The 14,345-nt window shown below is 46.4% G+C and carries 9 protein-coding genes and 1 other RNA gene; 6 read left to right on the top strand and 4 right to left on the bottom strand.

From position 1 onward, the window contains the following. Positions 1–17 precede the first annotated feature (17 nt). The 5 genes from IT291_09040 to IT291_09020 all read left to right on the top strand — a co-directional run bounded on the left by IT291_09040 (position 18) and on the right by IT291_09020 (position 8,817). Positions 18–911 (top strand): VacJ family lipoprotein, encoded by an 894-nt coding sequence (locus IT291_09040; protein ID MCC6221369.1) that lies wholly within the window; start codon positions 18–20, stop codon positions 909–911. Beyond that, entirely contained in the window at positions 892–4,944 is a 4,053-nt protein-coding gene (locus IT291_09035) for a hypothetical protein (protein MCC6221368.1), read from the top strand. Before IT291_09040 ends, IT291_09035 begins: the two co-directional genes overlap by 20 nt. After that, positions 4,937–6,472, top strand: coding sequence for a Tad domain-containing protein (locus IT291_09030; protein MCC6221367.1), 1,536 nt, complete (start codon positions 4,937–4,939; stop codon positions 6,470–6,472). The genes IT291_09035 and IT291_09030 overlap by 8 nt, the downstream gene beginning before the upstream one ends. Then, entirely contained in the window at positions 6,469–7,314 is an 846-nt protein-coding gene (locus IT291_09025) for a hypothetical protein (protein ID MCC6221366.1), read from the top strand. Before IT291_09030 ends, IT291_09025 begins: the two co-directional genes overlap by 4 nt. A gap of 129 nt (positions 7,315–7,443) precedes the next feature. Continuing rightward, complete coding sequence (locus IT291_09020) at positions 7,444–8,817, top strand: ATP-binding protein (protein ID MCC6221365.1); 1,374 nt, start codon at positions 7,444–7,446, stop codon at positions 8,815–8,817. 33 nt (positions 8,818–8,850) lie between these two features. On the opposite strand, the gene IT291_09015 is transcribed toward IT291_09020, so the two are convergent. The 3 genes from IT291_09015 to IT291_09005 form a co-directional block, all read right to left on the bottom strand. After that, positions 8,851–10,368 (bottom strand): sugar transferase, encoded by a 1,518-nt coding sequence (locus IT291_09015; protein ID MCC6221364.1) that lies wholly within the window; start codon positions 10,366–10,368, stop codon positions 8,851–8,853. Positions 10,369–10,407: 39 nt separating this feature from the next. Next, positions 10,408–10,841: RNase P RNA component class A (gene rnpB / locus IT291_09010), an RNA gene on the bottom strand. Between the two features lie 83 nt (positions 10,842–10,924). Next, positions 10,925–12,196, bottom strand: a complete 1,272-nt coding sequence (locus IT291_09005) for an acetyl-CoA C-acyltransferase (GenBank protein MCC6221363.1) — start codon at positions 12,194–12,196, stop codon at positions 10,925–10,927. Between the two features lie 83 nt (positions 12,197–12,279). On the opposite strand from IT291_09005, the gene IT291_09000 reads away from it, so the two are divergent. Then, complete coding sequence (locus tag IT291_09000) at positions 12,280–12,804, top strand: adenylyltransferase/cytidyltransferase family protein (protein MCC6221362.1); 525 nt, start codon at positions 12,280–12,282, stop codon at positions 12,802–12,804. A 60-nt stretch (positions 12,805–12,864) separates the two neighbouring features. On the opposite strand, the gene IT291_08995 is transcribed toward IT291_09000, so the two are convergent. Then, positions 12,865–14,345: hypothetical protein (locus IT291_08995; GenBank protein MCC6221361.1), on the bottom strand; the 1,481-nt coding region annotated here is incomplete at its 5' end.

Raw genomic sequence — 14,345 nt, 5'->3', positions numbered from 1 at the left:
ACTTTACTACACTCGCAATGAAACTTTTTGCATCTCAATTTTTTGTTCTTAGTGTTTTGTTTTTTTTGCTCCCTCCGCTCGAGCTAATCGCGCAGGAGTTTTCCGACACTGACGATTTCGAAAAATCCGCTTCCCTCGATTCCGAAAATGAAAACTTTCAGGAAGACGAGAAGGCGATTTACGATCCTATAGAGCCGCTTAATCGAGCTATCTTTAACTTTAACGACACTGTAGACATTTACTTTTTGGAGCCGGTAGCACGCATTTACGATTGCATTTTGCCAAGGCCTATAAAAACAGGCGTAGATAACTTTTTTGAAAACATCCGCTACCCTCAATATTTAGTAAGCGATCTAGTGCAACTAAAGTTTGACCAAGTTCTCGAGCATAGCGGGCGCTTTGTAGTAAATTCAACCGTTGGCGTTCTCGGTTTAATAGATGTAGCAAAACATTTGGACTTGCCTCGTCACGAAGAAGATTTTGGATTGGCGCTCGCCTATCACGGCGTCCCAGACGGCATATATTGGGTCTTGCCATTTTTGGGGCCATCTAACATTAGAGACACGGTTGGCCTAATAGTCGACGGCTTTTTGTCCCCACTTTACGTAATCAACTACACTAGCGTAGCCGCAAGAACTAAGAACATCGCCATGTGCTCCTCAAAGGGTCTAGATATAGTGAGTTCGCGCGCTTCAGCACTCGAGGCCGTTAAAGCTGCAAAAGAAAGCTCTGTCGATTACTACTTATTTTCCCAATCGGCATATTATCAATATAGGACTGGATTACTATACGATGGCGATCCACCGTTTGACGATGAGCTAGAGGTATTGGACGAAGATTTGGAGAGCGATGACCACGAGGAGGAAGAGACAGAGGAGACGATAGAAGAAATTGAAGAGGAGAGAGAATAATCAGCGCGGAATTAGCGCGGTATCACTTTCGCTGACTCTGCCCATAGTGCTCGTTATTATCTTAAGCTCACTTGAGCTTTTTCTCTACTTTCGCGCCGTTAGCGTCGTCCGGCGGGCGGCGTTAGAGGCTTCTCATGCTCTTGCCTCCGCTACGCCGGGAGGGGACAACTATAGTGCAAATTCTCTGCCAGAAGTTAAACAAAAATACCTCCTCTCGACTCCCAGTGGAGGAACAGGCAAAGACGACGTCTTTACCGCCTTTACATCTCACGGAGAGCTCTACGAACCTTCTTCGGGGAATTTAAGCAACTCAATTAAGCTACCGTTCTCATTATCAACCACCAACAATCCCGACACAATTGTTAAAACCCCTGAAGACACCTGGGAACTAAGGACAGGGGTTCAATACCTGCCATTTGTTACTGTTCCTACATGCCTAGAGCCACACAATGAAAGTTCTCACAATGGCGCTAACTGCAATTGGATTGGGAGCAAGAAAGAATCGTCCAGGCGTTTTCTCACTTACCAACTTCCTACCGTCATTGATTTCGACGGCGACGGTGGAGAGGATTTAGCTTTTTTTTACGCCAATCCCTCCGGCGACGACTGGTGGATAATCCCTAGTTCCTCGGGAACTTTTTTTCGATCCAGCTTGCGCTATGACCAAATTTCAAGAGATGACATGTCACCCCACCAACCCTGGATCCCCTGCCCCGCCGACTATGATGGCGACAAGAAGACCGATCTCTGCGTTAGCACAATAGACAATTCAGGCATTCTTCTGCGCATGCGCTTTTCATCCAGACATTACTTGCAAGAGAGCGACTTTAGACTGAGCGGCATTTCGGCCCAAAGCATATTGCCCGTAGCGGGCCGTTGGGACGCACAAGCGAATAGAGATCAGTTTGCCGCAGTCCTTCTAGAAACCGAACTCCCAGCTCTACACTTGGCAACCCTTATCTGGCCGCCGCTTGTAGAAAATGCTAGTGAACACCTTTCAACAACTTACGGAGTCGTCAATATACCTAAAGTATTATTAGATCATACAAACAAACCTAATTCCGGAAGAAACTGGAGACCGGCGTTTGGAGACCACGATGGCGATGGCGTTTTAGATATTGGTTGGCTAACCTGGGCGGGAGGCCACGATACATTTACTCTTCCACTAAAGACTAGCTCTTCATCTCCAAAGCCAAGTGCCTCGTCGAAGGCAGGCACTGCCATAGGCGGAGTTTCCCCCTGGGCGCTGTTCTATCCGAACGATCTCGACGATAGCGCCGGCCTCTACATAGTGGAACGAGATAAACACCGAATTAGTTTATTCACGAGTGGGAGTGATAAAGTCGTAAATAGTTTTTGGGGCGAAGAGTCCGATAAGGAACACTTAGTAACTATAGCGGGCTCGAGTTCAAAAAACATGGAACTTGAACTTCCTTCGCCAAATCCTCTTAGTAAAGGACTGAACGACAAATCGCCCGTTCCCGTGACTACTAAAGATCAGGGCTGTAGAACGTGCTATCCGGGAGGCGCTTTTGCTGGCGATGGAGGCTCTGCTACGAGAGCTAAATTAAATTCGCCTACCGCTGTATTCACCAGAGGGAAAGGCCCACTTTACGTTGCTGACTATGGAAACTATAGACTTAGAAAAATAGAACCTGGGCTTGACGAAATAGTTAACGGCGGTTTTGATGAACCTATTAGCACAATAGTTGGCGGCAGGGTACCAGCGGGAGTCCGCTGCCCGAGTGTCCCAGCGGGTGCAGTTTCTAAAGCCTGGGATGAATTCGATACGAGCGAGCGCGGTAGCGGCATACACCCAAATTGCGTTTCAGTTCGAGCTTTATCGCTCGCAATGGACACGGAGAATAATAACTTAATCATTGGAGACGAGTCGGGTTGGATATTAAAAGTTTCTCCTGGAAGGGACGGAGAATTTAATTCCTCTACTGACGAGCGCATGACTGCAATTGCAGGGCTGCCTAGCTTACCTGCTGCAATGGAGTATAGAGAGGGAAAAAGCGAAGATACCGCTGGCTTATTTGTGTTAACTAGGCCAAACATTGCGGATTACGCCCAACTTAACACTGATAAATCAATTTCAAGCCTATTATTAATCTCTAAAGGTGGCGATAGCATTTTTGGCAGCAGCGACGACAGAATCTACACGCTCGTGGACGCAAGCGCCGATAAAAAGGAAAATATTAAGGTATTTTCAGCTCCAGCTGAGAGTTTAGCCGACACACTCAAGAACCCTAGCGGTTTTGCACTCGTGCGTCGAGCGAGAAGCCACAGTTCTCGGAGTTGGCGAGAAAGCGATAGTCGCGACATAGACCTATTTATTAGCAGTTGGTGGAATGACGAAAGAACAAGTGTTTTTCAAAATACCATCTTGCACTATTTCGATTATAACTTCGTGCCAGCTCGCAGCAGTGGCGGCAAAGGACTTCGCCACTTAAACAACTGGCACTTAAATAGCTGGGGCAAGCGCGCACCAGAGAACGAGCCCAATCTATTTAATAACATAAAATACCCAGTCCCTCTGGGAATTTTACCGGCTGAGCCAGCCGCTGGAATTGCAATTTCGCCTGACAACCAATACTTGTATTTTTCCCAAACTCGTTTAGGGCAAATATTAATACTTCGCCTAGATCAAGATAGCGATGGCGTGCAGGATTTTGCTGGAGGTTCAGGCGGAGATAGCGACATCGACGGCGATGGCATAGAAAATGAGTTCGATCGCTTTCCGCTTTTTCCCTCGACATCTGCGGAGGAACACATCAGGACTCAAGACGTTTTACACGACGCAGTAATGTGGGCAAAGTCTGCACAGGGGAAAATCGATGCGGCGGGAAAACAGGTCGATCGCTTAGAGTGGTTACTAGATAGATTCGCTGAAGTTGGGAAAGTTCCCTATTCGCCTGAACAAGCATTACCACCTGGAGAGACAGCGCCTTTCTTACTTTTAAACGAACATACCGTAGCGGCACCTAACGCTAAAGGCATACTCCACGATAGTCCGGTCTGGCCAGATGGAATTCTCGCGGAAAGCGAATTGGGGGTCTCACCGGCTAAATACAGATTGGCAGCACTAGTTTTATCAAGCAAGGCTCCAAATGAGTTCGAGATAAAGGATGTAAGTGGGTACGAGCAGTGTTTGGATTGGACTCTAAAGACCGATAGCAGTAAAACTAGCTTGACTCCCAGCGGGGTCCCCATTTCGGATTGCTCGCGAAACATCTACGAGCCTACTTACGAGGATGGTCGAACAGTTGGAACGAGGCGAGCGCATTTAAGCCACTGGCAGGAACAATGGCAACCATTTTCCGATCCTCGAAATGCTAACGACGAGCTAAGGTTTATCGATTGGGATGGCGACGGAGGCAGGAACCCGGCTGTTTTTGTAGTCGATGACGTCTCAAAAAAATCATTCTCTCCACTCATGGTTCACATTGGCAACATGCGTAACGATGGGGCTAGCAGGAAAGGTGAAAATTCTTGCCCTGGAAGTTTCGCTATTTCAGAGCTATCGCGCCTTAATCCGATAATATTGGATTATTTGAGCAGGTATTCAGACATTTCTGGCACGCACCTTTTGCCTCAATACCATTGTGCGGCAGATCGGCCGTTTTTTACTAGTCTTCCGACTACCTATGTATCTATCATGAGCGACCTACATGCTGAATGGAAGACATCTGCTAAACACTCAGTGGCAACGTTTCAGGAGATAAGGGGAAATCGCTTTCGAGCGCCAATTTCGCCGCCAAGCAATCACGACGCAATATCATTTGGGCCGGTCGCCGAAACTGCGTATCGAGTTCTCGAAAGCTCTCTACGCGTAAAGCGCAGAGCTTTCAGAGATAGACCACATGACGCCATGATCGAAATCATAGATAAGGGAGAACACAGCTTCGAGGTAGAGGTTAGTTATGTATTTCCTCTTAACCCCATACTTGCTAGAGTTTATGGTGCGAAGAACGCAGTTATCCGACAAACGGCGCGACGTCGAGCATATAACTTTGGAAAGAATGATTAGACGAGCTCGAATCATCCCACTACCTAAGGCAAGAATTGTCCATCTACTTTTGCAACAATGCGCTGGCAATCTCATGCTCGTAATTACATTTTCGCTTACGGCATTGTTTGCCGTTGGTGGCTTTGCAATCGACACGGCACTTTACCTATTAAAGCGCGAACAAGTCCAAACAATCGCCGAAAGCATCGCCATGGCTGCTGCTCTTTCTTTGCCAAATAGAATAGCCACGGATAAAGCTGCCAAAGAATGGTATGAAGCCCTTCGCATAATCGATGGTCGCGAGTTCTTGCCCTCAGCGCAGAGGAATTCTGGCCTACTTTCTGTATCCTTTGACGACAACGCCGCATTAGTAGACGAAGTCACGCCTTACGTAGTTAAGTCTGTAACGGTAAGTATAAATGTAAACTTCCGCCCAAAAATCTTTCCCATACCGGGCTTCGATCGGGTTATCTCAATAGTCGGCCAGGCTACTGCTCAACTAAAGCCTACTGATATTTTTTTAGTCTTTGAGAATAGCGCGTCGTTCTACAAAGAGTCCGAAGTGCGGCAAGACGAGCCCTTTTACCGTCATTTCGCGCAAACTAGAAATCGCCCAGATTTAGCTACCGCCTACAGTGGACAGTGTTTTAGCGAATCTTTTACAAATTTTAAGAAAGGAGCGCTTCTCTTATACGATGTGCTTTCTCAAATTGGCACTTTTCGCGTAGGCGTTATCACTACAACCTCGCGAACTGGCTCGCCCTTTATGCTGGCTGATCTTGGAAAGACGAGCTTAAAAGTTTCTGAGCTCGAGTTTGCAGGAGACCAAGCCGACTTTCATTCGACTCGCTGCGCCATGCAAACGTCACTTCCGCGCTTTAACGTGCCAGAAAATCCAAATTCCACAAACGGCGTATGGAAGTCGCGGCGCAACCTGTCGCCGTTGTTGATAAATCCATATGGAGGAAATTTGGGGATGAACGAACTGACACCTCTTCTTACCCGCGAAGCTCTGTGGATAACTCAAGCTGGCTATTCTACGGATGCTGCCTTCATTCACCCGCGGTATTACTATAACGACCCTACTCAAGCTATAAGGCTAGCGGCTAAGGTTTTACATGGCTCAAGGCGAGACGACAATTTGCCTGTAGGAAATCGCTTCATAATACTCCTAACCGATGATGCTGGAAGCGCACAAACGAGCAACACTTTAAGTGAAGCAACTTTGCCACAATACTGTTCCCTAGTGCGGCAAGAACTAGAGCGGCGCGAAACGGACGATGACCTTGAATATATGGAAGATTTAAAACTGGGCATACTTTATTTTGGCCATAAGGCCGAACTCTTGCAGCACAGTTTTTTACCAAACTCTCCAAATGGCAAGGAAGTGGATGAAATGAGAAGGCTTTGCCATATTTCTCGCGTCGGAGATGGAGGAGTTTTTTTTAGCGAAACCTCGCCGTGGGTCGGTCTTTCGCAAGAAGATTTTATATTAAAAACCGCTCCACTCGTTGCGCTGTCGCTAAAGCAGGCGGAGCTAAGGCAATGAGTCGCACGCGCTTAATTTATTATCCGCTGTGCAACTCACATGGGCTTATAAACGTCGTAACTGTTGCTATCGCGCTGCCGTTGCTAATTTTGATACTAGCGGCGGCCGTAGATGTAATAAGGCTACCTATTATTCAGCAACAAATATACGGCGACGCACATGCTGCCTATGATATGCTTTTTTTTGGGAACGAGAGCAAAGGCAATAATGCTCCTAAGGAATTACTTGCAGGTAAGAGTTGGTGTATTCTAAAAACCCCAAACAATAGCCCCTATGATTGTCCGAGCTGCGATGACTTTGGAGTTGGCGTCTCTTGCTCCGGCGCAGCCGATTATGCGGCCGCTAAGATAGCGCTAAGAAACGCGGGAAATTTTCTTCTGTCTGAGTTAAGCGATAGCAGAGAGATGGCAATTTTTAGACATTCTCCGGAAGACATTAGAGTTCATTTGGCGGTTTACAATCTCCTTGTACCGCGCCGCGTAAAATCTAACCGCATTGTCGGCAAGGAACTAGTCGCCGAATTTGATTCTGCCGATGATGGAGGATCGCTCGACTATAGTCCCGACTTTGATGCGATAGTCAGAGGTCAATTCATAACTCCCAAAAATCGCCATCTGGGAATCTTGTTGGGCGATTTTCCAAGTGACAAACAAGGCGCCACAGACATTCCTATCGTCGTAATTAGCGTGGCTGTAAGAGTTAAACATATCTTTGGAATCACAGGTAAGCTAAGTTTAGGCGCAAATGCGAAGAAGACACCAGGCCACGATGGCAGTGTTATATTAGTGGTGAATATAGTAAGGCCACTAAGTAGACTAGCGCGACTGTCGGCAGCTATTTAGCGATTCTGGTTGAAAGAAAAAATAGGAACCAGATTTTTCTACAGTTCGCACCAAAACTACTAAAATACCCCCATAAAATCATATTGACAGTACGAAAATAGGGGGGTATTTTAGTAGGAGGGTGTTATTATGAAGCGTAACCAGTTAAAATTTCTATTAGAATGGCTAGGAAAGGAAAATCGTAAGCCCCTCATAATCCGAGGTGCTCGTCAGGTGGGTAAATCCACGTTGGTACGTCTATTTGCAGCCGAACAACACCTGCCTTTGCTTGAAGTGAATTTGGAGCGCTTTCCAGAGCTTGCTAGTGCCTTTTCCGCCATGGATCCTAGGAAGCTAATCAACCAACTCGAAGCGTTGCCGCAAATGGACTCTATCGTGCCTAGTTCGCTATTGTTTTTGGATGAGCTTCAGGCAATACCAGAAGCCATTCCCGCACTAAGGTACTTACATGAGGAGATTAAAAAGATTCCCATCATTAGTGCCGGCTCCTTGTTAGAGTTTGCCCTAAGAGATCATAATTTCTCTATGCCCGTGGGTAGAGTTCAATATCTTCACATGGGGCCAATGACCTTTTGCGAATTTTTAGAGGCACTGGAAGAATATAAGCTTAGGAAAGAAATAGATACTTATGAAGTGGGCAAGGAAATAAATGCCATTGCGCATAAACGCCTATCGGAGTTGCTTCGCAATTATTTATTTGTGGGCGGAATGCCGGAAGCAGTAGAAATTTTTGCAAAAACTAGAAAGTTCACAGAAGTTAAGGAAGTTCACAGCTCCATTATAGATACTTACCGCGAGGATTTCCCCAAGTATTGTGGGTCGAGAAATCTAAGTCGCATAGTTCACATTTTTAATTTTGCCGCAAAAAACGTGGGAACAAAGGTCAAATACGCTCACTTCTCCCGCGAGGAACAAAGCTCGACCATAAAGACCGATATTGAACTGCTTAGCATGGCACGTGTTATTTCTAAAGTTACTCACAGCCATTGTTCGGGCTTACCTCTCCAAGCAGATGTTGAGGAAAAAATCTACAAACTGCTTTTTTTAGATATTGGCCTTATGAATGCTGTATGTGGACTTAAGTGGGATAGCCTTTCGCACTTTGATAACCTTCGCTTAATAAACGAAGGTGCCATCGCTGAACAATTTATAGGGCAGCATTTACAATATTTAATTTTCCCGGACGTAAACCGCGAGCTTAATTATTGGATCAGAGAGCGGAAAACGTCCAACGCCGAGGTGGACTTTGTTGTGTCTTTTCACGGCAAGATTATTCCCATCGAGGTTAAGTCTGGCAAAGGCGGAAGTTTAAGATCGCTTCATCAGTTTATGGGAGAAAAGAAGGCCCCTTTAGCAGTGCGTTTCTACGCCAACTCACCCGCTAAAGAACGCATAGAAACGACTATTCAAAAGGAAAAAAAGAACATAAACGTTAATTACGATCTAATCTCCCTACCGCTCTACCTCGTAGAAAAACTCCCCGACATCGTAGCTGACAAGTAGCGATTCTGGTTGAAAGAAAAAGATCAATATTACCTATCTCGCTCCGAAACCAGATAGGACCGCTGGAACAGTTTTTAGCAGTAATTCAAAATCCTTCTTAAGTGACCAATTGTCGATATATTCTAAATCTAGTGAGGCCCAAGTTTCAAAGTCTTGAATTTCGTTCCGCCCGCTCGTTTGCCATATACATGTTAGCCCTGGCCGCATGCTTAGGCGTCGTCGATGTTTGCGAATGTAGAGGGAAACCTCTTCCGGCAACGGTGGCCGTGGCCCAACGAGACTCATATCTCCTTTAAGCACGTTTATTAACTGCGGCAACTCGTCAATGCTAAGTCGGCGAATCCATTTGCCAACGCGAGTAATGCGGGGGTCGTTGCGAATTTTAAAAACCGGCCCATTCATCTCATTTCGAGAGACCAACTCTCCTAGCTGCTTCTCTGCGTCTTTAATCATGGATCTAAATTTTAGCAAAACAAAAGTCCGCCCGTTTAGGCCCATGCGCCTTTGCTTAAAAAATATTGGGCCTGAGCTATCTAATTTAATACAAAACGCAACTGCTAACATCAATGGCGCTAACAGCAGCAGCAGTAATGTAGAAATGCCCATATCCACTAGGCGTTTGGTAAAGAGCGCCCAACTATCCCCCGGAGCGGGCTGATAATGGATTAAGGGCAAAGAGCCGAAATAACTAGTGTCCGATTTAATAATCCCAAGGCTAAAAAGATCCGCTGCCAGTGTAACGTGAATGCCCTCGTCTACGGCGATCTCCGCCAAATCCTCAATAGCTGCTAGATTGCGACTTACTTCCGTAAACAACACTTCATCCACAGCATATTTTTTTAGAGCTACTTCAAAAGTTTTCTTTGTCGCGACAACTCGTGCGGGAAGGTCGTAAACAAAAGACGCGCTTTGCTTTTCGATCATTTCTTGGCCCCCCGCTGGCGACGATCCCACTTTGAGCACACTTGACTTGCCTTGAGAACCCATGTGGACAAAACCAACGACGCGCACTCCTAGTTCTGGCTGTCGCATAATTTCTAAATATACTTCTCGCGCTTGCTTCCCAGTTCCTGCTATTAGCAAATTGCGAAAATTTTTTCCGCGGATTCTCCAATAACGCAAGAGCCGTAGCATTGAGTATCGCTCGATTAACAAGCCAACGCCACACAAGAAGCAATAGACTCCAACAAAGCTTCTACTTAAATCTAGCTTGAGTAAGTACAACACGGAACCAACGCACAAGAACACTAAGAGAGACGAGAAACTGGCCATGCGAATGAGCTGAAGCACCGAACTAAAGCGCATGCTTCGATAAGCTCCCGATAGAGAAAGTATAGCGTTAAAGAGCGGCAGCGATACGCCTAGCACTATGAAATAGTCACTAATCTCTCCGAGAGCGTGCAGTTTTTTGGGTGAAGCAAAAGTTAATGGGGCAATCAGACTTAGCAAAGAATCGCGATAAAAATACGCCGCAAAAAAAGCTAATATTACAATGGCGTTATCCCCAATTCTCTCGAGGAGTGACACCAGGCGCCAATGAGTTTTTAGCATCTCTTAAAAATTTCCTTTCGCATCTATAAACATAAAAAGGGCTAGAGATTGCTATAAGCGGGATTCTGTCTAAGCACGATCATTCCTCTAAGCGACGGAACCCGAAAATTCTCATAGCGAGCAGCTACGAGCAGCCCGACAAAAGCACTGCCCTGAAGCAGTCCCTCGCAGAGCGTGCTGATTTTCCTATTTTGTCTTGCACTTGCTGAGGTTTACCAAGCCGCTAGAGTTACCTCTAACGCTGGTGGGCTCTTACCCCACCGTTTCACCCTTACTATTCCAAGATACTACCTAAGTAGCCTAGAACGCAGCCAACAAGTTGGCGACTTCTAACTCTCTTGAAAAGCGGTTTATTTTCTGTGGCACTATCTTTGGGTCGCCCCAAGCTGCCGTTAGCAGCCAACATGCTCTATAGTGTCCCGACTTTCCTCAGTAGCGCGAAAGCGCACTACCGCGATCGCGCGCCAATCTCTAACCTCCAAACATTCTCGCAGCTTGCGAAAAAATTGTCCAGCAAATTAGCGCGCTATATGCTCTTATGCAGTGTCGTCGTGCCTCAATCCCTTTCTAGCATCATAGACGCCGCCATAGCACCCGCCGCACAGACGCTTATCAAGCCTCGTCTCGCGCACCGCCGCTTAAGCTCATTAGCTAGGGTTGTCACCATGCGCCCACCGGTCGCGGCAAATGGGTGCCCTATGGCGATAGAGCCACCTAAGACATTAAGTTTGGTCCTGTCGAGCGGCCCCACCCTTAGATTAGAGGCGCTTTCTTTCGACTCCGAACTCCATCCCTCTTCCCAAGCCTTAATATTAGCAACCACTTGCGCGCCAAACGCCTCATGTATCTCGATTAAATCAAAATCGCTAAACGTTAAACTATTTCTAGCAAGCAATTTAGGGACAGCCACGGCCGGAGCCATCAACAAGCCTAAGGCTGGATCTATTGCTGCATACTGATAGTCGGAAATATACGCGAGAATCTCCCTGCCCTCTTTTTTTGCCCTCTCTTCGCTCATTAAGATCAGGGCCGACGCGCCGTCTGTAAGTGCGCTGGCGTTTCCGGCGGTAATAGTGCCTTGTGGAGAGCGGTCAAAAACGGGTTTTAAGGCCGCAAGTTTTTCGAGCGAGGTATCGGGGCGAATCAGCAAATCTCTTTCCACTCCTCCGAGCGGCTCAATTTCAGCCGTTAACCTTTTATCTTCTGTGGCAGCAAAGGCATTTTTGTGACTTGCGAGCGCTATCTCGTCCTGCACCTTCCTAGGGATACCCATCTCCTTAGCGGTTATCTCCATGTGCTGGCCCATAGTTAAGCCTGTTGACGGTTCGGTCACTGCTGGAGGACGAGGCATTAAATGTCGAGGACGAAGTTTACAAACTAATTTTGCGCGCTCAATTGGTGCACGCGTGCGAAAGAGTTCTAGGAAAATCTTAGACACCTGTTTTCCAAAAGTCAGGCTAGGATTCGACATCGACTCACTTCCACCTGCAATCGCACAGGTGCTTAAACCCAAGCGAATTCGCTCAGCAGCGGACGTAATAGCTACCAAGCCAGAGATACAGTTGTTTGAGACTGAATGAGCATAAATATTTTTTTTAAGTCCCGCCTCAAACAAAATCTCGCGCGCCCAGTTTGGAGTTGTTGGATCTAAGAGAACAGAGCTAAAGATAAATTCATCTATTGCATCTTGCTTAAGATTAAACCTCGTAACTATTGCCTTTAAGACATGAGCTCCTAAATTTTGAAACGAATAATCCTTAAATGCCCCCCCAGCCTTGACAAATGGCGTTCTAATGCCTCCAATAATAGCCACTCTATGCAAACTCATAAAAATTCTCCCGCAAAGACGCGCGTTAATCATTCTTACTCTTGCCAGTAGGCAAGCTTCTTGGCAAGGACAACTTTTAAGTTATGATTGAAGATAAGTTTCCCAAATTTGAAGGCGATTACGCAGTTTTTGGTGGCACTTTCGACCCCATCCACGAGGGCCACATAGCGGTCATTAGGAACCTCCTAGAAAACTACGATCTCGTAATACTGGCAGTTACTTCTCAAAACCCCTGGAAAGTCACCGCGCCGACTACCATGTTTCACAGAGTGAGGATGATAGAGCTAGTTTTAACCACAGAGAAGTTGCCCGTCTTTCACGACAAGAATCGACGAGGCATTTGGATATGCACTAGGGATTACGTTTACGTCGAAGATTTGGTGAAAGAACTGCGAAAGTATCTTCCTGGACAAATTCATTGGGCAGTCGGCAAAAAGGATGCTGAGGATGTAAAAAAGTGGCGAAACGTCGATAAGCTTAGCCTAGACATAATCTGTGTAGACACAGGCATACCAATCGACTCAACACATGTCCGCCAGAGCAAACATAGCTCATATCCCTGCGTGGAGTCTTACATAAGAGAACACGGTCTTTATGACGAGTCGTAAAACTAATACAATCTCTTAAGCCACACTCTCCTTAAAAAAGCTCTTTTAACCGTAGCATCCTTACTGCACAACCTTGAATCCAGTTGGCGCAGCAGGTGGTATGGAATCAATCGTCCCAGTAGGCGGGAGTCTCCAGGTGCCCGCAGAGCTTGCAACGTATACATAGCGCGTATGCGGATTAACAGATATGGAATCAATGTTTAAGGGGCTCAAATTCCCAGAGATATCGGCAAACGTATTACCACCGTTCGTTGACATGAAGACAGATTGAGAAACGTTAATGGAACTACGCTTAACACTCACATAAACTATTTCTGGATTGGCAGGATCTACTGCGACAGCTCTGGCACCTATATTTACTAAACCATTAGCGGCATTTTTTAATGTGATGCTGCTGCCGCTTATAACGTAAAGTCCCTTGTCTCCAGCAGCTACGAATATTTTGTCGGGGTTGCTAGGATGAATAGTAATACCTCTAATATCGTTTGAAACCACCGCAGGGTAGGAGCTTGGCCATGTCTTGGCAGCATCAGTCGATTTATAAATCGTACCGCCACTAATAGAATAAACGGTGTTTCCGTTGCCTGGATACATAGCAACAATGCGTCGTCCAACCGGAGCCCAAGCAGCCCCTTTGTTTGTGCTCTTAAGATTGTCGGCATAAACAATCTCAGGGTCTTGGGGATTAAAGGCTATGAATTGGAAAATGCCATCTGCATTAATACCTCTTCTTTTGGTCTCTGCTTTAGTAGTCCACGTCGCCCCATTATTATTGGATACTGCTATAATTTGACCGTCTTGTTGAGTTTTTTCATCTTCATCGACTTTCCCGTTTCCATTAAGATCTTTACCCGCACCGGGATTAGGCCCAATCCCAACAACAATAGTTTGAGATCCCGCAGACGGGTCGAAAGATCCGGCGTAGGAACGAATATTTAAAACAGTGTCGGGACGAGCTCCGTTATATGAAAAAGAACTGCCTCCGTCCGTCGTGATCCAGCCACCGTAATCATTAGCTAGCAACATAAACCTAAGGGAATTGTTCTTGTCCCATACGAACGGAGCCGTGTGGGCTGCCATAGGCTGGTCTCCAACATGACCGCCAGTATACCCCGCGTTAGAATACCGCCAATTAGGACCTCCATCAGTGCTTTTAATAACATAGTGGTTAAAACCTCCTACAGCCAAAGCAATATTTCTATCAGTCGGGTGTGGCGCAGTAGGGCTTATATGCCAATTCTCACGGCCTTCTTTACCCCAGATACCGTGTCCCGAACCAGTTACCCACCCACTACTGTTTTTTTCATCCATGCTTACTGGCTCGTCCCAATGGGCTCCGGCATCATGAGTGTAATAATAGGTCGCGGATTTTTCGGAATAATCATAGTGATACAAACTAAGATAAAGATAATTCGGATCGGCCGGACTAATGGCGATATGCAGGGCTGGAAATCCGCTGAAATTGGCCGCCGGAGTGAAGTTGCCATTAAGAGATGTGAAGTTTATTCCTCCGTCAGTGGATTTGAAGACACCTTTATCGT

Source organism: Deltaproteobacteria bacterium, assembly GCA_020845775.1.
Taxonomy (GTDB): Bacteria; Bdellovibrionota_C; UBA2361; order SZUA-149; family JADLFC01; genus JADLFC01.
Note: the sequence above shows the minus strand (reverse complement) of the source record. Positions and strands in the feature narration are given on the sequence as shown.

Bases quoted from the DNA above. Each gene is read 5' to 3' on its own strand.
- IT291_09040 (MCC6221369.1), top strand. From the start codon at position 18: ATGAAACTTTTTGCATCTCAATTTTTTGTTCTTAGTGTTTTGTTTTTT.
- IT291_09030 (MCC6221367.1), top strand. From the start codon at position 4,937: ATGATTAGACGAGCTCGAATCATCCCACTACCTAAGGCAAGAATTGTC.
- IT291_09025 (MCC6221366.1), top strand. From the start codon at position 6,469: ATGAGTCGCACGCGCTTAATTTATTATCCGCTGTGCAACTCACATGGG.
- IT291_09020 (MCC6221365.1), top strand. From the start codon at position 7,444: ATGAAGCGTAACCAGTTAAAATTTCTATTAGAATGGCTAGGAAAGGAA.
- IT291_09015 (MCC6221364.1), bottom strand. From the start codon at position 10,368: ATGCTAAAAACTCATTGGCGCCTGGTGTCACTCCTCGAGAGAATTGGG.
- IT291_09005 (MCC6221363.1), bottom strand. From the start codon at position 12,196: ATGAGTTTGCATAGAGTGGCTATTATTGGAGGCATTAGAACGCCATTT.
- IT291_09000 (MCC6221362.1), top strand. From the start codon at position 12,280: ATGATTGAAGATAAGTTTCCCAAATTTGAAGGCGATTACGCAGTTTTT.